Here is an 18,606-nt window from a genome sequence, read left to right as displayed (position 1 = left end):
ATCGTCGCCGGGTTGCTGTTGACCAGGATGACCTTGTAGCCTTCCTGGCGCAGCGCCTTGCAGGCCTGGGCGCCGGAGTAGTCGAATTCGCAGGCCTGACCAATGATGATCGGGCCGGCGCCAATGATCAGGATGCTCTTGATGTCTGTGCGCTTAGGCATTCTTCTTCTCCATCAGCGCAACGAAGCGGTCGAACAAGTACGAGATGTCATGCGGTCCGGGCGAGGCTTCCGGGTGGCCCTGGAAGCAGAAAGCGGGGTTGTCGGTGCGGGCCAGGCCTTGCAGCGTGCCGTCGAACAAGGAGATGTGCGTGGCGCGCATGTTGGCTGGCAGCGTCTTTTCGTCCACAGCAAAGCCGTGGTTCTGGCTGGTGATGCTGACGCGACCGGTGTCCAGATCCTTCACGGGGTGGTTGCCGCCGTGGTGGCCGAACTTCATCTTGAAGGTCTTGGCGCCCGAGGCCAGGGCCATGATCTGGTGACCCAGGCAGATGCCGAAGGTCGGGATGCCGGTGTCGATCAGGGTCTTGGCGGCGGCGATCGCGTAGTCGCAAGGCTCGGGATCCCCGGGGCCGTTGGACAGGAAGATGCCATCGGGCTGGTACTTCAGCACGTCGGCAGCGGGGGTCTTGGCGGGCACCACCGTGACTTTGCAGCCGCGCTCGGCCAGCATGCGCAGGATGTTGCGCTTGACACCGAAGTCATAGGCCACCACATGGAAGCGAGGAGCGGTCTGCTTGCCGAAACCAGGCTGGCCGCCCAGTTCGGGGTTGGAGAGCTTCCACTCGGTCTCATCCCACTGGACGACATCATCGCGGGTGACGACCTGGGCCAGATCAAGCCCGGCCATGCTCGGCGCAGCCTGGGCGCGGGCCACGGCATCGGCGATCACCTCGGCGGTGATGGCCTGCCCCACGGGCAGGGCCACGACGCAGCCATTCTGGGCACCCTTGGTGCGCAGCAGGCGGGTCAGCTTGCGGGTGTCGATGTTGGCAATGCCCACCGTGCCCTGGTCCTGCAGGTATTGCGACAGCGTCTGGGTCTGGCGGAAGTTGGATGCCTGGAGAGGCAGGTCCTTGATGATCAGACCAGCGGCATGGACCTTCAGGGCTTCGACGTCCTCGGTGTTGACACCATAGTTGCCGATGTGCGGATACGTCAGGGTGACGATCTGGCGGCAATAGCTGGGGTCGGTGAGGATTTCCTGGTAGCCGGTGATGGAGGTGTTGAACACCACTTCACCGACAGTGTGACCGGTAGCACCGATCGAAGCGCCATGAAAGACCGTGCCGTCTGCGAGGGCCAGAAGAGCTTGGGGCAGTACGGGCAGCACGGGTTATTTCTCCGTTGTTGTGCGCGCCCAGCGCTGCCCTCGTCCGGGTGATGCAAAATGACTGCACACACATGGGCGAGATCGAGTCCGGTTGAGGAAACGAGTCGGGTTTCGCTAGGCGGGGGGTGGTTGCGGGTAAACCTGTAGAGTATAACCCATCCAGGCAGCTCATGGCCGCCCAGAGCCCTGCAATCTGAACACACCCACCCCGGAGGCCCCATGAAAGGCGATCCCAAAGTCATCGAGTTTCTGAATGCGCAACTCAAGAACGAGTTGACGGCCACCAACCAGTATTTCCTGCACTACCGCATGCTGAAACACTGGGGTTTCGACAAGCTGGCCAAGAAGGAATACGAAGAGTCGATCGGTGAGATGAAACACGCCGACAAGCTGATGGAGCGCATCTTCACGCTGGACGGCCTGCCCAATCTGCAGGACCTGGGCAAGCTGCTCATCGGCGAGGATGTGCCGGAGTTGCTGAGCTGTGATCTGCAACTGGAAACCGCCGCCCAGGGCACCGTCAAGGACGGCATCGCCTACTGCGAGTCCGTGCGCGACTATGTGTCCCGCGATCTGCTGCAGGGGATCCTGGACGACACCGAAGAGCACATCGACTTCCTCGAGACCCAGATCGAGCTGATCGACAAGGTGGGCCTGCCCAACTACCTGCAATCACAGATGGGCGATCTGAGCTGACAGGAGCCCGAGCGGGCCCCTCAAGCCCCCGCAGTGTTCAGGGGCTTGCAGAGCATATTGACTGCGAATCATTCTTGTTTGAGAATGATTCGCATTGTCAACCTGAACCGCCCGCCGCCATGATTGTCTGCGTCTGTCGCCGCGTATCCGACCGGGACATCACCCGCATCGCCCGCGAGGGCTGCCGCAGCTTTGACGATCTGCAGATGGACACCGGTGTGGCCACCTGCTGTGGCCGATGCGAATCCTGTGCCCGTGATGTATTTCACAAGGCGACACAGACCACGGTGGCGCATTGTGATGCACACCCCATGACGGCCGACACGCTGGCCTCCAGCATCATCTGACCGGACCCGCCCCGCTTTTTTCGCGCTCAATGGCGCGCCATTTCTGCCGAAATCCCCCTTGTGACCTGCCGCGTGGCGGGTTGAGCCTTCCGGGGGACCCATGGCCTCATTCTTCTTCATCGATGATCATCCTGCACGCGCCGGCCGCAAGGGCGCCCGCGGGAAGAGCTCGTCCGTGAACCACACCGTCAACGGCGCACCCCTCCAGCAAGGGGGCGAGCCCCCTGACTCCGCGCACGGTGACTGGGCAGCCACGTCCAGCTTCCGCAAGGAAGTGCGCCCCCCTGCCCTGTTTGCCCGCTCGCAACCCCAATGGCGCCAGTGGCTCACCACCGCCTGGAACTGGCTGTGGGACGAACAGGATCTGGAGGATCACCCGCAGGTCCTGCGCGGGCTCACCCAGGTCAAGGCCGAGTTCATGTCCATCGTCTGGGATCTGCAGTCCTATACCGCCACGCATGTGCGTGAATCCATCACCCAGGCCCGCTCACTGCGCGAGTTGTGGCACCTCAGGGCCGATCTGTTCCGACTGATCGCCGTCCACCGTGGTCAGGCCGAGGCCGGCCGCCGGCTCGAAAGCCTGGACCGGCACTTTCCCGTGAGGATCTCGGCGGCAGCCGCGCCGGCCCCCAAGGGCAAGACATCGCAGTGGTGACACACAAGAGCACATTGACACACCTGGCATGAGCCCGCAGCGCTGCGGGGGGCTGTAAGACGTTGCACAATGGTGGGCTGAACTTCGCAAGCCCCATGAACATCATCATCCTGGACGACTACCAAGACGCCGTTCGCAAACTCAAATGCGCAGCGAAGCTCGATGGCCTCAACGCCAAGGTGTACACCAACACGGTCAAGGGCGTCGGACAGCTCTCCGTTCGCCTGCGTGATGCCGAGGTCCTGGTGCTGATCCGCGAGCGCACCCACTTCCCCCGCAGCCTGCTCGAAAAGTTGCCCAAACTGCGACTGATCTGCCAGACCGGCCCAGTGGGCTCTCACATCGATCTGGAGGCCTGCACCAAGCTGGGCATCGCCGTGGCGTCGGGTGGCGGCTCGCCTGTGGCGCCTGCCGAACTGACCTGGGCCCTGGTGATGGCCGCCATGCGGCGCCTGCCCCAGTACATCGGCAACCTCAAGCATGGTGCCTGGCAGCAATCGGGGCTCAAGGCGGCGTCCATGCCGACGAACTTCGGTGTGGGCATGGTGCTCAAGGGCAAGACCTTCGGCGTGTGGGGCTACGGGCGCATTGGCCAGTTGGTGGCCGGTTACGCCAAAGCCTTCGGCATGCATGTCACGGTCTGGGGCAGCGAGGCCTCTCGCGCCAAGGCCCAGGCCGACGGCCACATCCCGGCGCCCACGCGCGAAGCCTTTTTCGAAGCCTGTGATGTGCTCAGCCTGCATCTGCGGCTGGTGGACGAGAACCGCGGCATTGTCCGCCTCGATGACCTCTCGCGCATGAAGCCAACCGCCTTGCTGGTCAACACGTCTCGTGCCGAACTGATCGAGGACAACGCCCTGGTCACCGCGCTGAACCGAGGTCGCCCTGGCATGGCCGCCGTGGATGTGTTCGAGAGCGAGCCCATCATGCAAGGACAGCCTCTGCTGCGCCTGGAAAACGCCGTGTGCACCCCACACATCGGCTTTGTCGAACAGGACAGCTACGAGCAGTATTTCAGCGAGGCGTTCGACAATCTGCTCAACTTCATCGCGGGCAAGCCCAGCAACATCGTCAACCCCGAGGCCCTGAACGTGCAGCACTGAGTGCAGGCACGCGATGACATTGCATGGAAGCTGAACGCGCCCTGTCGCGCCATGATCTGAGCGCGGCACGCTGGGCTTTGCTCCTGGGCAACTTCATCATTGGCTGCGGCGTGATGGTCGTGGGGGGCACCCTGAACGACCTGACCCGCGACCTGCACATCACCGTGACGCAGGGCGGACACCTGATCGCCATCGCCGCGATCATGATGGGGGTCGGCGCACCGGTGCTGGCCACCGTGGTGGCGGGCATGGATCGACGCCGGCTCTTGATGCTGGCGATGCTCTGGTACGCCCTGGGCCATGCCTTGTGCGCCGTGGCGCCCAATGAGTCCTGGCTGCTGGTGCTGCGGGCCCTGACGGTCCTGTCGGCGGCCGTCTTCACGCCTCAGGCGGCCGCCACCATGGGTTTCATGAGCACACCGGCCCACCGGGGGCGGGCCATCACCTTCGTGTTCATGGGCTGGTCGATCGCTTCGGTCGTGGGCATGCCCATGGCCGCCTGGGTCGGTGAGCGCCTGGGGTGGCGCGTGGCCATGGGCATGGTGGCCGTGGGGGCCCTGGCGGCTGCCTGGATGGTCCATCGCAGCCTGCCCCGGGGCATCCGCCCCCCTGCCCTGTCCTTGCGTTCGTGGCGCAAGGTGGGGCGCTCGCCCCTGCTGATCGCGGTGGTGGTGGTGACCGGGCTGCAGAGCGCCGGTCAGTTCACCTTGCTGGCCTACGGTGCACCCTACTTCAAGAACGGCTTTGGCGCCAACCCGGAACAGATCAGCCTGATGTTTGCGTACTTCGGTGCGCTGGCGCTGTCGGGCAATCTGGTGCTCAACCGCATCGTGGACCGGGTGGGTGCCGCCCGCGCGGTCAGCGTGACCCTGGCCATGATGCTGTTCAGCCTGCTGATCTGGCCGCTGGCGATCAGCCTGCCCACCCTGGCCCTGGTGATGCTGCCCTGGGCCCTGGCAGGCTTTGCCGCCAACTCGGGCCAGCAAGCGCGCCTGGGCGGGCTGTCTCCCAGGCTGGCCCCGGCCTTGATGGCCCTGAACACCTCGGCCATCTACCTGGGGCACGCCATCGGCGCCTCCAGCGGGGGCTGGGTGCTCGATCATGGCGGCTACAGCATGCTGCATTGGCCGGGCGTGGTGCTGATGGCCCTGGCGCTGGGCATCAGCGTCTGGGCCCAGAAGGAGCAGGCCCGACGAGCGGCCGAGGGCGTCCCCAACACGGGCTGAGCCCGCTCAACGGCTCAACGTGGGCTCTCGAAGAAGACGTAGGTTGCGTAGTCCGACACCTCGAAATAGATCCGCTTCTCGGTGGGGTCGACCTGGTTGTTCAGGTTCTCGTCCAGCACGCCATAGCCATAGCGGTAGCGGCGGGGGTCACCATCCGAGGTGCCCATGGCCGTGCTGAGCTTGTCGATCTTGAGGAAGCGCTTGACCACCTGCCCACTGCCGGCATAGACCTCCAGCACCCCGTCGGTCCCGGTCCAGTTCTGGATGTCGCGCTTGATCTGGTTCTGCTGCTCTTGCGTGCAGGCGGTGGCCAGCACCGCCGCAAGCACCATGCTGAGCACCAGCGCTGGGCGGATGGAGGGGGAGCGTCGAGGGGTCATGCGCTTTCCTTGTGATCTCAGGACTTGAAGCCGCGCTGGCGGCGCGATTCATAGAGGCAGACCGCGCTGGCCACGGACACATTGAGGCTCTCGACACCGCCCATCATGGGGATGCTGACGAGCTCATCGCAGTGTTTGCGGGTGAGCTGGCGCATGCCGCTGCCCTCGGCACCGAGCACCAGGGCGGTGGGGCCCTTGAGATCGGCGTCGTAGAGCCCGCGAGGCGCGTCATCAGACGTGCCCACCACCCAGATGCTGCGCTCCTTGAGCTCACCCAGGGTGCGCGCCAGATTGGTCACCATGAAGTAAGGCATGGTCTCGGCCGCGCCGCTGGCGACCTTGGCCACCGTGGCATTGATGCCCACGGCGTGGTCCTTGGGCGCGATGACCGCATGTGCACCGGCCCCGTCGGCCACCCGCAGGCAGGCCCCCAGGTTGTGCGGATCGGTGATGCCATCGAGCACCAGCAGCAAGGGCGGCTCGCTCAGGCCGTCGAGCAGGTCGTCCAGGGAGTGCGCATTCTGCACGGCCTCGACCCGGGCCACCACGCCCTGATGGCGGTGTGTCCCGGCCAGTTGCTGCAGCCGAGCGTCGTCCGCCTCGATGACGGCCACACCGGCATCGTTGGCTTTGACCAGGAACTGGCGCATGCGTTGATCACGACGCGATGCGTCGACATAGAGCTCTCGAACGGAGTGCGGCGCCACCTTGAGGCGCACCGTCACCGCGTGAAAGCCAAACAAAAGTTTCAGGCTCATGGGGCGGGATGGTACGACACCTCGCTGAGCACGCCTGCGGCAATGCTCACCTGGGTCTGACAGCGACGCGCCAGGACCATGTCATGGGTCACCAGCACCAGGGCCGTGCCCACCTCGCGGTTGAGCTCGAACATCAGATCGATCACCGAGGCGCCCGTGGCGTGGTCCAGGCTGCCCGTGGGCTCGTCGGCCATCAGGATGTCGGGCTTCATCACGAAGGCACGCGCCAGCGCCACGCGCTGCTGCTCGCCCCCAGACAGCACGGCCGGCTTGTGGTTCAGGCGGGCGCCAAGCCCCACACGCTCCAGCATGGCGGTGGCCAGGGACCGGGCTTGCCGCTCACCACGCAGCTCCAGGGGCAGCATCACGTTCTCCAGCGCGCTGAGATGGCCGATCAACTGGAAGCTCTGGAACACGAAGCCCACATGGGCTGCCCGGTGGGCCGCCCGCTGGTCTTCATTCATGCCAAACAGGGACTGGCCGCACAGCCAGACCTCACCCGAGGTGGGCGTGTCCAGGCCCGCGATCAGGGACAGCAAGGTGCTCTTGCCGGACCCGGAGGCCCCCACCACAGCCAAGGACTGATGGGCCCGCACTTCCAGGCTGACATCGCGCAGAATGGTCAGGGTTCCGGTGCTGTCCTCCACGGATTTGAGCAGGTGTTGAACTTTCAGCACCACGGGGGCATCGGATGTGTTGTTGTTTTGATCGGCAGTCATGCGAATGAACAGGTCCAGGCCAGGTGCCACGGCGGCAGCCACTCACCACTCTATGTCAAGGCGCGCACCGCATGCATCGGTGCCGGTCGAAAACCCTTCGCGGCGGGCCGGGCTCGGCGCTTTGCTGTGCCTGGGCCTCGGTCTGGCGGCATGGGGGTCGAGCCCTGAGGCTGCACCGCGCCCTGCCCGCATCCTGGTGCTGGGCGACAGCCTGTCGGCCGAATACGGCCTGCCTCGGGGCAGCGGCTGGGTGGCCTTGCTTGAAAAACGCCTGAGCACACGCGCTCAAAAAGTGCAGGTCATCAACGCCAGCATCAGCGGCGAGACCACCTCCGGTGGCGTCACGCGCCTGCCCGCGCTGCTCAAGCAGCACCGGCCGACCCACGTCGTGCTGGAGCTCGGCGCCAACGACGCCTTGCGAGGCTTGCCCATCCGTGCCACGCAAGGCAATCTCAGCCGCCTGGCCCGGCAATCGCGTGAGGCGGGTGCCCAGGTCGTGCTGGTGGGCATGATGCTGCCACCCAACTTCGGCAAACGCTATGCCGAGGATTTCGCCGCCATCTACCCCCAGGTGGGCAAGGCCGAATCGGCCAAGGTGGTGCCCTTCTTCCTTCAGGGTGTGGGCGATCGCGCGGATGCGCGGGACTGGTTCCAGGCCGATGGCATCCACCCACTCCCGAAGGCGCACCCCATCATGCTGGACAACGTCTGGCGGGCGCTGGGGCCGTTGTTGTGATTCAAGGCGCCAAAACGGCGATCACTTCTTCATGCCAGGAATCGTGCCCCCCAGATTGCCCATGAGCGTCTCGGCCTGCTTGGCCATCTGCTCCTGCATCTGCGTGAACATCTGGGTGGATTGCTCCACGTAGTTGCTCATGAAGCTCTGCATGGGGTTGGGCAGGTTCAGCACGGAGTTCTCCGTGAGCTTGGCCTGCAGATCGATGAAGGACTGGATGTTCTTTTCCAGGTAGTTGCCCATCATGCCCTGCATGGTGTGGCCGTAGAAGCGGATGATCTGCGCCAATGCCTGGGTCGAGAACATGGGCACGCCGCCGGTTTCTTCTTCCAGGATGATCTGCAGCAGGATGCTGCGGGTGAGGTCTTCGCCCGTCTTGGCGTCGAGCACCACAAAGTGCTCGCAGGCCATCACCATGTCCTTGACATCGGCCAGCGTGATGTAGCTGCTGGTCTGGGTGTCGTAGAGCCGGCGGTTGGGGTACTTCTTGATCGCTCGCACGCCCTTGGGCGTGGGTGCATCACTCGCATCAGCCCCTTCAGCTTGGGTCGCGCCTGGCGTGGTCTTGCGGGGTCGGGCTTGTGTGCTCATCAATGGCTCCAGCGTTGTGCTCATTGATTGTAGGCATGTCGACATGCCCTGCGAGACAAAATGCACCGCAGCGTATGCAACATCAAACAAGATCGATGCCGCAAAAGAAAAAACCGCCTTGTGGGCGGTTTTTCTTTTGAAGCCAGCCCCCCAGGGTGCCAGAGGCTGGCATGCGGGGGTATCTGACTCAAGATTTTGACATTGGGGCTTTACTGCCAAATTTCTAGAAATTTGGTAGGCGCGATTGGACTCGAACCAACGACCCCCACCATGTCAAGGTGGTGCTCTAACCAGCTGAGCTACGCGCCTTCAAGACCAATAATGTAGCACTATTTTTGCTGTTTTGGCAAGGCAGCGCGCTGTTGCCGCAATTTTTCATTTGCGTCGCACTTTGATCACACCAGGCACTTGCGTGGCCCGCGCGATCACGGGCGCCAGGCGGGATGTCTCGGTCGTCTGCACGGTGAGGGTGATGGTGACCCGGTCGCGCACGCATTGACTCTGCATGGCCGACACATGGGTCTTGCCTTGTGCAAAGGCATCACAGACATCACGCAGCAGGCCCGGCCGGTCGTGTGCTTCCACCAGCACATCGACGGCGTAGTTCTGCGCCTTCTCGCTGGCCTGGCGGCCCCAGGCCACGGGGATCACGCGCTCGGGATGGCGCCCGGCCATCTGGCGCAGGTTGCTGCAGTCGCTGCGGTGAACCGCCACGCCCTTGCCACGTGTGACATAGCCACCGATGGCATCGCCAGGGGCGGGTTTGCAGCAGCGTGCCAATTGGGTCAGCAGGGAATCCATGCCGACCACCAGCACGCCCTTGCCATCGCCGGGGGCAGGCGCGCTGTCGCCACGGTTGATGCGCTGGGCCACCAGTTGGTCGACGTCCAGCGCCGGCTCGGCCGGCTTGAGCACCGCCTCGATGTTGCGCAGCGAGAACTCGTCCTTGCCGACCACCTCGAAGAGGTCGTCGGCCGAGCGAAAGCCCAGCTGCGAGGCCAGATCGTCAAGCTTGAGTGCCGTCTTGCCTGCACGTTGCAGCAGTTTTTCAACGGCCTCGCGGCCCTTGGCGATGGTGGCTTGCAGCGCCAGCGCGTTGAACCAGGAACGCACCTTGGCCCGTGCGCGCGGGCTGCGCACATAGCCCAGTTCGGCATTGAGCCAATCGCGCGAGGGCCCGCCCTCCTTGGCCGCCACGATCTCGACAGTCTGCCCGCTGCTCAAGGGGGTGTTGAGCGGCACCATGACGCCATCGACCCGCGCACCGCGGCATCGGTGCCCGAGGTTGGTGTGCAGGACATAGGCAAAATCCACCGGGGTGGCGCCCGTGGGCAGATCGATGATGGCGCCTTCGGGGGTGAAGATGTAGATACGGTCATCGAACAGGCCCGGGCTGTCACCCGCAGCCCCCAGCCCATCGGACGAGGCCAGGTCACGCTCCCAGGCCAGCAACTGGCGCAGCACCGTCTTGCGGGCTTCCGCCACGCGGCTTTCAAAATCACCCGCGGCCTGCACGCCCGCATAGCCCTTGGTGCCGGCCTCCTTGTAGGCCCAGTGTGCCGCCACGCCGCTCTCAGCATGGTCATGCATGTCCTGGGTGCGCACCTGGATCTCGATGGGCCGCCCGGCATCGTCCTGCACCACGGTGTGCAGCGACTGATAGCCATTGGGCTTGGGGCGGGCGATGTAGTCCGAGAACTCGTCGGCCATGGGATGCCACAACTCGTGCACGCGGCTGAGTGCGGCGTAGCACGAGGGCACATCGTCGACGATGACGCGCAAGGCCTGCTGGTCGAAGACCTGATCGATGCTCAGGTTCTTGCCTTGCATCTTCTTCCAGATGCTGTAGAGGTGCTTGGGGCGCCCCTGGACCTGGGCGGACAGACCGGCCTCGTGCAGGGCGGCGGCCAGACGCTGCCGGGCCGCCTCGACCAGGCGCTCGCGCTCCAGACGCTTGTCCTGCAACTGACGGGCAATGCTGCGGTAGGTGTCGGGCTGCAGGAAGCGGAAGGACAGGTCTTCCAGCTCCCACTTGATCTGCCAGATGCCCAGGCGGTTGGCCAGCGGCGCAAACACCTGCATGGATTCACGGGCGAGCGCACGCGGGCACTCCTGCTTGCTCTCGGCGTAGTAGCGCAGGGTTTGCAGGCGCGAGGCCAGACGCAGCAGCACCACGCGCAAGTCGCGCGAGAAGGCCAGCAACATCTTGCGGATGCGCTCGATCTGCTCGGCGGGCAAGGGGCCATCGGCCTCATCGCCCAGGGCATCACGCGCGCTGCGCTGCACCTGTACCAGTCGCCGGGTGGCACCCACCAGTTGAGCCTCGGCCTCGCCAAACGCGCGGGCGATGACTTCATCGGGCGGCGTCAGGTATTCGCTGGCATAGACCAGATAGGCTGCAGCCTGCAGGCCGGGAGGCGCCCCGATGCCACGCAGGATCTGCACCACGCCATCGGCATGGGACAAGGCGCCCTCGCCCGTGTCGAAGCGCTGGGTGGCCAGCAAGGGCTCGGCAAAGACACGGGCCTTGGCCAGCATGTCCTGCCCTGCGCCAGGCGCACCCGGGCTCAGGTCGGCCCACTCCAGGATGGCGGAGGCCCCAGAGGCCGTTCCCTCGCGCGCCGGATCAAACCCCTCCGGCTGGAGCGATCCCGTTTTCATGCCAGCAAGAAGCCCTCCACGGCGGCCACCTGATCAGCCGCCATCAGGGTGGGCGCATGCCCCACGCCCGGGAACTCGATCAAGCGGGCCTTGGGGCCACGCTCGCTCATCTGGCGGGCGGTGTCGGCATCCAGCAGGTCAGAGTCCTGCCCGCGCAGCAACAGCACCTCGCACTGGAGCTGGTCATAGACTTGCCAGACCATGGCTTCACCCGAGGCCGCCGCATCGGCGCTGATGGCTTTGAAGGGCTCGGCAATGGCCGGGTCGTAGTGCAGGATCAGGCCCTGGCCGTCGGGGGCCGGACGCAGCAGGGGGCGTGACAGCGCCAGCCATTGCGCCGGGGTGTGGGGACCGAAGCCCGTCGAGATCGACCACAGATAATCTGCCGCCTCCTGCTCGTTGGCAAAGCGCTTGGGTTGACCCAGGTACTCGCCAATGCGCACCAGGGCCTCGTGACGCAGTTTGGGGCCCACATCGTTGAGCACCATGCGACGCAAGCGCGCCCCGGAGGCCTCGGGGGGCAGCGAGGACAGGCCCAGACCGATGAGCCCGCCCATGGAGGTGCCCACCCAGTCAATCTCCAGCGGCCCCTCAACCCCCTTGGCTGCACGCAGACTCTGCATCAGCATGACCATGTCGCTGGCGTAGGTGAAGACCTGGTAGCCCTTGGGATCGGCCAGCCAGTCGGAGTGCCCTCGGCCCACCACATCCGGGCAGACGACATGGTAGGTCTGGCTCAGTGCGCGCGCCAGGGTATCGAAGTCCCGCCCCTGACGGCTCAGACCGTGCACGCACACCAGGGTGCGTGGGTTGGCCGGATCGCCCCAGGACCAGTAGGCCATGCGGTGGGTGGCCGCATCGCGCGTGCTGGCCCCCGGGCAGGTCACGAAGCACAGTTGTGGTTCACCGGAAGAAGAGACCGCGTTGTTGGCTTGATTCATGCTGCTGTTCCAGAAGGCTCGGACCATAATGATCCTCAATCCACGATTGTCTTTGCACTGACCCCACAGGAGGCCTGAATGTTGAAAGGAAAAACCGCCCTCGTCACCGGATCGACCAGCGGCATCGGCTTGGGCATGGCCCGCCAACTGGCCGCTCAGGGCGCTGACGTGATTCTCAACGGCTTTGGCGATGTTGAAGCGCCCAAGGCCGAAGTGTTGCAGTCGGGCCGCGCTCACGGGATCCGTGTGGGCTACCACGGTGCCGACATGAGCAAGCCCGCAGAGATCGAAGCCATGATGGCTTACGCCGCCGCCGAGTTCGGTGGTGTAGACATCCTGGTCAACAATGCCGGCATCCAGCATGTGTCGCCCGTCGAGGACTTCCCTGTCGAGAAGTGGGATGCCATCATCGCGATCAACCTGACCTCGGCCTTCCACACCATCCGCCTGGCCGTGCCCGGCATGCGTGCCAAGAACTGGGGGCGCATCATCAATCTGGCCTCGGCCCATGGCCTGGTGGCCTCTGCGGGCAAGTCGGCCTATGTGGCGGCCAAGCATGGCTTGGTCGGCTTGACCAAGTCCGTGGCCCTGGAAACCGCCACCACGGGCGTCACCTGCAACGCCATCTGCCCTGGCTGGGTGCTCACCCCCCTGGTGCAAAAGCAGATCGAAGCCAAGGCGGAACGCGAAGGCATCAGCCTGGAGGCCGCCCAGGTGGGCCTGCTGGGCGAAAAGCAGCCGTCCCTGCAGTTTGTGACGCCAGAACAGCTGGGGGATCTGGCCGTCTTCCTGTGCTCGCCCGGGGCGAACAATGTGCGTGGTGTGGCCTGGAACGTGGACGGCGGATGGGTCGCACAATAATGGCGGATGTCCTCACCCAAGGTCTCCCCTGACTCGCACTCCGGCCTGACACCGGCCATCCTGGCCGAGAGCCCGACAGGCCACGCGCCGGGCGTGCCCTACTCCCCTGTCTTTGACGACGTCTACCACTCGGCGGCCGGGGCCTGGGCGCAGGCGCGCCATGTCTTTCTGAGTGGCAACGGCCTGCCCGGCCGCTGGCAGGGCCGGGAGCGCTTCGTCATCCTGGAGACGGGCTTTGGGCTGGGCAACAACTTCCTGGCCACCTGGGCAGCTTGGCGCGCCGACCCGCAGCGTTGCACGCGCCTGGTCTTCATCTCCATCGAGAAGCACCCCTTGCTGCAGAGCGATCTGGTGCGGGTACACCAGGAGCGCGCCCTGGACACGGATGAGGCCGAAGCACAAGGCATGGCGGCCAGACTGTGTCAGGCCTGGCCGTCGCTCACGCCCGGCATGCACACGCTGGACTTTGACGAATCCGGGTTGCCCGGTGCAGGCCCGCGTACCGGGGTGACCTTGCTGCTGGGCCTGGGCGACATCGCGACCCTGCTGCCGGCCATCGTTGCCTCGGTGGACGCCTTTTTTCTGGATGGCTTTGCCCCGGCCAAGAACCCGGCCATGTGGGACGAGGGCCTGATCTCGCGGCTCAACCGACTGGCGGCACCGGGGGCCACGGCGGCCACCTGGAGCGTGGCACGGGGAGTCCGCGATGCGCTGACCCAGGCAGGTTTTCGGGTCGAGAAGGTGCAGGGCTTCGGTGGCAAGCGTGACATGACGCAGGCGGTCTTCGAGCCCCGCTTCACGCCGCCCCCGCTCCCCGGCGGGCTGTGGCCTGCCCCGGCGGAGACCCGGCATGCGATGGTGATCGGCGCCGGGCTGGCGGGGTGTGCCGCCGCATGGGCGCTGACCCGCGATGGCTGGCGGGTGACGCTGATGGACCGCCACGAGGCCCCGGCGCAGGAGGCCTCCGGCAACCCGGGAGGCCTGTTCCACAGCATCGTGCATGCCAGTGATGGCGTGCATGCCCGAGCTCACCGTGCGGCCGCCCTGCAGACGATGGCCCTGGCGGGGCCCTGGGTGCGCTCCGGTCGCGTCGACGGGCAGTGCGAAGGGCTGCTGCGCCTGGAGCCCCGGCTGACAGATCAGCAAGCGCATCAACGTCTGGCGGCCCTGGGCTTGCCCAGCGACCATGTTCAATGGCTGGACCGACCTTCGGCCAGCCAGCGCGCGGGCCTGGACTTGCCCTCCGGGGCCTGGCTGTTTGCGCAGGGCGGCTGGCTGCACCCTGCCGGCTATGCGCAAGCGCTGCTCGAAGAGGCGCGCCAGACCGGTCTGCTGCAATGGCAAGGCCAGTGTCATGTCCGGCAGGTTCGCCGCCAGGAGGATGGGCTCTGGCAGGCGCTGGATGCCGAAGGTCGCCCTCTGGCCGACGCCCCCACCCTGGTGCTGGCCAATGCCAGCCACATCACCGGGCTGCTGGCCAGCGCCACCTCGGAGATTCCGCCCCTGGCCCTGCCCTTGACCCCCATTCGCGGGCAGATCACCTGGCTGGCGGCAGACCACGCCCAGGCACACCCACCCGCCCTGCCCGTGGCGGGCGGTGGCTATGTGCTCCGACTGAAGGACGGGCGACTGCTGTGTGGCGCCACGACCCAGCACCATGACGATGACCCCACGGTGCGGGCCACCGACCATACCCACAACCTCACGCAAGCCGGCAGGCTGGGCGCCTGGTCACACAGCCCCACGACGCTGGATGGCATCGACATCGGCCCCCTGCACGGCCGCGTTGGCTGGCGAGCGTCCACCTCGGACCGGCTGCCCATGGTGGGGGCGGCGCCGCTGTCGCCCCATGCCTTGAACGGCACGGGCCGCTGGCCCGATCAGGTCAGACGCATCCCCCGCCTGCGAGACGCCCAGGGTGGGCTGTATGTGATCGGGGGCCTGGGTTCGCGGGGCATCACCTGGGCCGCGCTGGCGGGTCGCCTGCTCAGCCACTGGGTGAGTGGCGCGCCCTGCCCGGTCGAGGTGGATCTGCGTGACGCCCTGGACCCCGCCCGGTTCGCCCTGAAGCCACCCGCACATTGATGGCTAGAATCTTCGCGTGGCTCAATCCTTCAGTTGCACCCCCAGCACGGCGGCAGAAAAACAGACGTTCGCTCAATGCAGCGCTCTGGATCGCTGGTTCGCGTCCAAACTGGACCGCTGACGTGCTGGCACCCCCTGACACCTTTGCGCAATTGCGTGCACTGGCCTGGGTCAGCCCGCTCCTGGCGGCCATGGGCAGCGGCTTCGCTCTGCGGGCTCACGGCGTGGAGCCCAGCTCATTGCTCTGGAACAGCATGGGCGGCGTGGCGCTGCTGGCTGCCTTGCTGGCCCACCTGTCCATCTGGGCCTCTCGCTGGGGGACACGTCACCAATGGGTCTCTGTGCTCGCGGCCTTCACGCTGTTTGTGCTGCCCTGGTCCGTCATGCTCACACCCAGGCTGCAGCCAGGCACCCCCTGGTTCAGCATCGGCATCATCGTGGTCGAGGGGCTGGCGCTGCTCAGCTCGGCGCTCGTCCATGTGCGCCTGTCGCGCGTGGATCCGCACCGTCAGCGCCTGAAGTGGCTCGATTGCGAGATCGACCTGCGTCGACACCGCATCGGTCAGGTCCGCCGGCCCGGCGACGGCAGCACGTCCCTCGTGGCGCCTGGTGTGATCGGTGGACTGTCCGTGGTGGCTTACCTGCTCATCCAGGCCTGGCTGCCTCAGGCAGGCCTGATCGTGCTGGGCGTGGCCATCAGTTGGGCCCTGGGCCTGTGGCTGTGCCTCTGGCCACTGGGACGCGCCCTGGGACAGGCCTGGCGCCTGCGTCAGATCGAACGACAGACCGGACAGCACTTTGTGAGTGAGCACCTCGACAGGCTCACCCGAGAGCGTCAAGCCTCCATCATCGGGCGCTGGTGGTCACGGCGCCCTTCCTGACCTGCCCGACAGCCCCAGGATGCCATTGATGTCCCCAAACACGCCCCACCACAACACCACCGAGACCGGATCCGTCCGCACCCTGCCCGGGCAGGTCGAGCGCCTGCGCCTGGACAAATGGCTCTGGGTCGCGCGTTTTTTCAAGACCCGGGCACTGGCCGCCGACGAGATCGACAAGGGGCGCATCCAGGTGAACGATCAGGTGGCCAAGGCGTCCCGAGAGCTGCGTGCGGGTGACCGGGTGGACATCAGGCAGGCCGGCGGCCCCAGCAAGACCGTGATCGTCCGCGCCCTGAGCACCATCCGGGGGCCTGCACCCCAGGCCCAGCAGCTCTTTGAAGAAACACCCGAGAGCATCGAGCGTCGCCAGCAACAGGCCGAACGACGCCGCCTGGGCGTGGTCGAGCCCGCCGAAAGCATCGTTCAGGGTCGGCCGACCAAGCGGGATCGCCGCCAACTGGCCGACTGGGATCGCTGGTCGGCCAGCGCAAACGACATCGACGACTGAATCATTTTGTTACATCCAGGGCGCCTTTTTTGACAAAGGGCCCCTTGAAGTCAGCTTTCTCGCCCTGACATGCGCAGGGTTTTCCGATTTCCACCTCATTTTCGACCACACGCAATGAGCGACAACCACGCCACACCCGATCAGCACCCCGAGCAGGGCACCCTAGCCACCGAGGTCGGCTACATCCCCGTCGAGCAGCAACTGGCCGAACTCATTGCCAAGCACGCCGAGGTGTCCGACGCCTATCTGCGCGCCAAGGCCGAAGCGGAAAACACCCGCCGCCGCGCCGATGAAGAAATCGCCAAGGCCCGCAAGTTCGCCATCGAATCCTTTGCCGACAGCCTGCTGCCCGTCAAGGACAGCCTGGAAGCGGCCATTGCCGTCCATGTGGGCAAGCCTGACACCCCGGTCGAAACCGTGCTGGAAGGCGTTCACGCCACCCTGCGCCAGTTGAGCTCGGCACTGGAGCGCAACAAGGTCCTGGAGATCAACCCCGCTGCGGGCGTCAAGTTCGACCCCAACCAGCACCAGGCCATCAGCATGGTGCCCGCGGACCAGGAAGCCAACACCGTGGTCGGTGTGCTGCAAAAGGGTTACCTGATCGCCGATCGCGTCCTGCGCCCGGCTCTGGTCACCGTGGCTGCGCCCAAATAATTCACAGGCGCAGCAAGAACCATCATTTTCGGACATTCGGCCTCTTGAATTCAGGCCAGACGTTCACACATAAGACGACAAGCGGAAGCACGCTGCTTCCACACAGATCACAGACTTTAGGAGCAATTGAACATGGGCAAGATCATCGGCATCGACCTGGGCACCACCAACTCGTGCGTTTCCATCATGGAAGGCAACACCACCAAGGTGATCGAGAACAGTGAAGGCGCCCGCACCACCCCGTCGATCATCGCGTATCAGGAAGACGGCGAAATCCTCGTGGGCGCCTCGGCCAAGCGCCAGGCCGTGACCAACCCCCGCAACACGGTGTATGCCGTCAAGCGCCTGATCGGCCGCAAGTTCACTGAAAAGGAAGTGCAGAAGGACATCGACCTGATGCCCTACACCATCGCGGCCGCCGACAACGGCGACGCCTGGGTGGAGATCCGCGGCAAGAAGCTGGCCCCCCAGCAAGTCTCCGCCGAGATCCTGCGCAAGATGAAGAAAACGGCTGAAGACTACCTGGGTGAAGAAGTCACCGAGGCCGTCATCACCGTGCCCGCTTACTTCAACGACGCGCAGCGTCAGGCCACCAAGGACGCGGGCCGCATCGCTGGCTTGGACGTCAAGCGCATCATCAACGAGCCCACCGCAGCCGCCCTGGCCTTCGGCCTGGACAAGACCGGCAAGGGCGACCGCAAGATCGCCGTGTATGACCTGGGTGGCGGCACGTTCGACGTGTCCATCATCGAGATCGCCGATGTGGACGGCGAAAAGCAGTTCGAAGTGCTGTCGACCAACGGCGACACCTTCCTGGGCGGCGAAGACTTCGACCAGCGCATCATCGACTACATCATTGCCGAGTTCAAGAAGGAACAAGGCGTCGACCTGAGCAAGGACGTGCTGGCCCTGCAGCGCCTGAAGGAAGCCGCCGAAAAGGCCAAGATCGAGCTGTCCAACTCGGCTCAGACCGACATCAACCTGCCCTACATCACGGCAGATGCGTCCGGTCCGAAGCACATGAACATCAAGCTGACCCGTGCCAAGCTGGAAAGCCTGGTCGATGAGCTGATCGAGCGCACCATCGCCCCCTGCCGCATTGCCATCAAGGACGCCGGTGTGTCCGTGGGTGACATCGACGACGTGATCCTGGTCGGCGGCATGACCCGCATGCCCAAGGTGCAGGAGAAGGTCAAGGAATTCTTCGGCAAGGACCCCCGCAAGGACGTGAACCCTGACGAAGCCGTGGCCGTGGGCGCCGCCGTGCAAGGCCAGGTGCTCGCCGGTGACCGTACCGACGTGCTGCTGCTGGACGTGACCCCGCTGTCCCTGGGTATCGAAACCCTGGGCGGTGTCATGACCAAGATGATCACCAAGAACACCACGATCCCGACGAAGTTCGCACAGACCTTCTCGACCGCCGACGACAGCCAGCCTGCCGTGACCATCAAGGTCTTCCAGGGCGAGCGTGA

At 65.3% G+C, this 18,606-nt stretch carries 19 protein-coding genes and 1 tRNA gene; 12 read left to right on the top strand and 8 right to left on the bottom strand.

The window, feature by feature from the left end:
• Nucleotides 1-153: 153 nt before the first annotated feature.
• Nucleotides 154-1,332: a glutamine-hydrolyzing carbamoyl-phosphate synthase small subunit gene (gene carA, locus VFW84_RS03470; RefSeq protein WP_329679038.1), complete on the bottom strand. Its 1,179-nt coding sequence runs from the start codon at nt 1,330-1,332 to the stop codon at nt 154-156.
• A gap of 219 nt (nt 1,333-1,551) precedes the next feature.
• Here carA and bfr point away from each other — a divergent pair, with 219 nt between their 5' ends.
• The 5 genes from bfr to VFW84_RS03445 all read left to right on the top strand — a co-directional run bounded on the left by bfr (nt 1,552) and on the right by VFW84_RS03445 (nt 5,359).
• Entirely contained in the window at nt 1,552-2,028 is a 477-nt protein-coding gene (gene bfr / locus VFW84_RS03465; protein WP_329679037.1) for a bacterioferritin, read from the top strand.
• Between the two features lie 119 nt (nt 2,029-2,147).
• On the top strand, nt 2,148-2,375 hold the full coding sequence (locus tag VFW84_RS03460; protein WP_329679036.1) for a (2Fe-2S)-binding protein: 228 nt from the start codon (nt 2,148-2,150) through the stop codon (nt 2,373-2,375).
• Between the two features lie 175 nt (nt 2,376-2,550).
• Nucleotides 2,551-3,030, top strand: coding sequence for a hypothetical protein (locus tag VFW84_RS03455; protein ID WP_329679035.1), 480 nt, complete (start codon nt 2,551-2,553; stop codon nt 3,028-3,030).
• 95 nt (nt 3,031-3,125) lie between these two features.
• On the top strand, nt 3,126-4,133 hold the full coding sequence (locus VFW84_RS03450) for a D-2-hydroxyacid dehydrogenase family protein (RefSeq protein WP_329679034.1): 1,008 nt from the start codon (nt 3,126-3,128) through the stop codon (nt 4,131-4,133).
• Between the two features lie 23 nt (nt 4,134-4,156).
• Nucleotides 4,157-5,359, top strand: a complete 1,203-nt coding sequence (locus VFW84_RS03445) for an MFS transporter (protein WP_329679033.1) — start codon at nt 4,157-4,159, stop codon at nt 5,357-5,359.
• 14 nt (nt 5,360-5,373) lie between these two features.
• On the opposite strand, the gene VFW84_RS03440 is transcribed toward VFW84_RS03445, so the two are convergent.
• Genes VFW84_RS03440 through VFW84_RS03430 form a run of 3 tightly spaced genes read right to left on the bottom strand, consistent with a single transcriptional unit; the run spans nt 5,374 to nt 7,216 of the window.
• On the bottom strand, nt 5,374-5,739 hold the full coding sequence (locus VFW84_RS03440) for a hypothetical protein (RefSeq protein WP_329679032.1): 366 nt from the start codon (nt 5,737-5,739) through the stop codon (nt 5,374-5,376).
• Nucleotides 5,740-5,756: 17 nt separating this feature from the next.
• The gene (rlmB, locus tag VFW84_RS03435; protein ID WP_329679031.1) at nt 5,757-6,497 is read right to left on the bottom strand and encodes a 23S rRNA (guanosine(2251)-2'-O)-methyltransferase RlmB; all 741 of its coding nucleotides are present in this window, start codon (nt 6,495-6,497) and stop codon (nt 5,757-5,759) included.
• Entirely contained in the window at nt 6,494-7,216 is a 723-nt protein-coding gene (locus VFW84_RS03430; protein WP_329679030.1) for an ABC transporter ATP-binding protein, read from the bottom strand. Before VFW84_RS03430 ends, rlmB begins: the two co-directional genes overlap by 4 nt.
• A gap of 79 nt (nt 7,217-7,295) precedes the next feature.
• On the opposite strand from VFW84_RS03430, the gene VFW84_RS03425 reads away from it, so the two are divergent.
• On the top strand, nt 7,296-7,952 hold the full coding sequence (locus VFW84_RS03425) for an arylesterase (protein WP_414638881.1): 657 nt from the start codon (nt 7,296-7,298) through the stop codon (nt 7,950-7,952).
• 21 nt (nt 7,953-7,973) lie between these two features.
• Here the strand turns inward: VFW84_RS03425 and phaR are convergent, their stop codons facing one another.
• The 4 genes from phaR to VFW84_RS03405 form a co-directional block, all read right to left on the bottom strand.
• Entirely contained in the window at nt 7,974-8,543 is a 570-nt protein-coding gene (phaR, locus tag VFW84_RS03420) for a polyhydroxyalkanoate synthesis repressor PhaR (protein WP_329679029.1), read from the bottom strand.
• A 232-nt stretch (nt 8,544-8,775) separates the two neighbouring features.
• Nucleotides 8,776-8,852, bottom strand: a tRNA-Val gene (locus VFW84_RS03415).
• A gap of 66 nt (nt 8,853-8,918) precedes the next feature.
• Nucleotides 8,919-11,204, bottom strand: a complete 2,286-nt coding sequence (locus VFW84_RS03410; RefSeq protein ID WP_329679028.1) for a bifunctional (p)ppGpp synthetase/guanosine-3',5'-bis(diphosphate) 3'-pyrophosphohydrolase — start codon at nt 11,202-11,204, stop codon at nt 8,919-8,921.
• Nucleotides 11,201-12,145: an alpha/beta hydrolase gene (locus VFW84_RS03405; protein WP_329679027.1), complete on the bottom strand. Its 945-nt coding sequence runs from the start codon at nt 12,143-12,145 to the stop codon at nt 11,201-11,203. Before VFW84_RS03405 ends, VFW84_RS03410 begins: the two co-directional genes overlap by 4 nt.
• Nucleotides 12,146-12,223: 78 nt before the next feature.
• On the opposite strand from VFW84_RS03405, the gene VFW84_RS03400 reads away from it, so the two are divergent.
• From VFW84_RS03400 to dnaK, 6 genes are all read left to right on the top strand, one after another.
• On the top strand, nt 12,224-13,006 hold the full coding sequence (locus VFW84_RS03400) for a 3-hydroxybutyrate dehydrogenase (RefSeq protein WP_329679026.1): 783 nt from the start codon (nt 12,224-12,226) through the stop codon (nt 13,004-13,006).
• Between the two features lie 6 nt (nt 13,007-13,012).
• Nucleotides 13,013-15,091, top strand: a complete 2,079-nt coding sequence (mnmC, locus tag VFW84_RS03395; protein ID WP_329679025.1) for an FAD-dependent 5-carboxymethylaminomethyl-2-thiouridine(34) oxidoreductase MnmC — start codon at nt 13,013-13,015, stop codon at nt 15,089-15,091.
• Between the two features lie 122 nt (nt 15,092-15,213).
• On the top strand, nt 15,214-15,972 hold the full coding sequence (locus VFW84_RS03390) for a hypothetical protein (RefSeq protein WP_329679024.1): 759 nt from the start codon (nt 15,214-15,216) through the stop codon (nt 15,970-15,972).
• A gap of 28 nt (nt 15,973-16,000) precedes the next feature.
• On the top strand, nt 16,001-16,480 hold the full coding sequence (locus tag VFW84_RS03385) for an RNA-binding S4 domain-containing protein (protein WP_329679023.1): 480 nt from the start codon (nt 16,001-16,003) through the stop codon (nt 16,478-16,480).
• A 114-nt stretch (nt 16,481-16,594) separates the two neighbouring features.
• Nucleotides 16,595-17,134: a nucleotide exchange factor GrpE gene (grpE, locus tag VFW84_RS03380; RefSeq protein ID WP_414638880.1), complete on the top strand. Its 540-nt coding sequence runs from the start codon at nt 16,595-16,597 to the stop codon at nt 17,132-17,134.
• 132 nt (nt 17,135-17,266) lie between these two features.
• The coding region (gene dnaK, locus VFW84_RS03375) for a molecular chaperone DnaK (RefSeq protein WP_329679021.1) at nt 17,267-18,606 on the top strand (1,340 nt) is incomplete at its 3' end.

This window comes from Aquabacterium sp. (assembly GCF_036279655.1).
Classification (GTDB): domain Bacteria; phylum Pseudomonadota; class Gammaproteobacteria; order Burkholderiales; family Burkholderiaceae_C; genus Aquabacterium.
This window is presented reverse-complemented; position numbering and strand designations above follow the sequence as displayed.

Bases quoted from the DNA above. Each gene is read 5' to 3' on its own strand.
- VFW84_RS03385 (WP_329679023.1), top strand. From the start codon at position 16,001: ATGTCCCCAAACACGCCCCACCACAACACCACCGAGACCGGATCCGTC.
- mnmC (WP_329679025.1), top strand. From the start codon at position 13,013: ATGTCCTCACCCAAGGTCTCCCCTGACTCGCACTCCGGCCTGACACCG.
- VFW84_RS03445 (WP_329679033.1), top strand. From the start codon at position 4,157: ATGGAAGCTGAACGCGCCCTGTCGCGCCATGATCTGAGCGCGGCACGC.
- bfr (WP_329679037.1), top strand. From the start codon at position 1,552: ATGAAAGGCGATCCCAAAGTCATCGAGTTTCTGAATGCGCAACTCAAG.
- VFW84_RS03400 (WP_329679026.1), top strand. From the start codon at position 12,224: ATGTTGAAAGGAAAAACCGCCCTCGTCACCGGATCGACCAGCGGCATC.
- VFW84_RS03440 (WP_329679032.1), bottom strand. From the start codon at position 5,739: ATGACCCCTCGACGCTCCCCCTCCATCCGCCCAGCGCTGGTGCTCAGC.
- rlmB (WP_329679031.1), bottom strand. From the start codon at position 6,497: ATGAGCCTGAAACTTTTGTTTGGCTTTCACGCGGTGACGGTGCGCCTC.
- phaR (WP_329679029.1), bottom strand. From the start codon at position 8,543: ATGAGCACACAAGCCCGACCCCGCAAGACCACGCCAGGCGCGACCCAA.
- VFW84_RS03460 (WP_329679036.1), top strand. From the start codon at position 2,148: ATGATTGTCTGCGTCTGTCGCCGCGTATCCGACCGGGACATCACCCGC.
- VFW84_RS03450 (WP_329679034.1), top strand. From the start codon at position 3,126: ATGAACATCATCATCCTGGACGACTACCAAGACGCCGTTCGCAAACTC.
- VFW84_RS03410 (WP_329679028.1), bottom strand. From the start codon at position 11,204: ATGAAAACGGGATCGCTCCAGCCGGAGGGGTTTGATCCGGCGCGCGAG.
- VFW84_RS03405 (WP_329679027.1), bottom strand. From the start codon at position 12,145: ATGAATCAAGCCAACAACGCGGTCTCTTCTTCCGGTGAACCACAACTG.
- VFW84_RS03430 (WP_329679030.1), bottom strand. From the start codon at position 7,216: ATGACTGCCGATCAAAACAACAACACATCCGATGCCCCCGTGGTGCTG.
- grpE (WP_414638880.1), top strand. From the start codon at position 16,595: ATGAGCGACAACCACGCCACACCCGATCAGCACCCCGAGCAGGGCACC.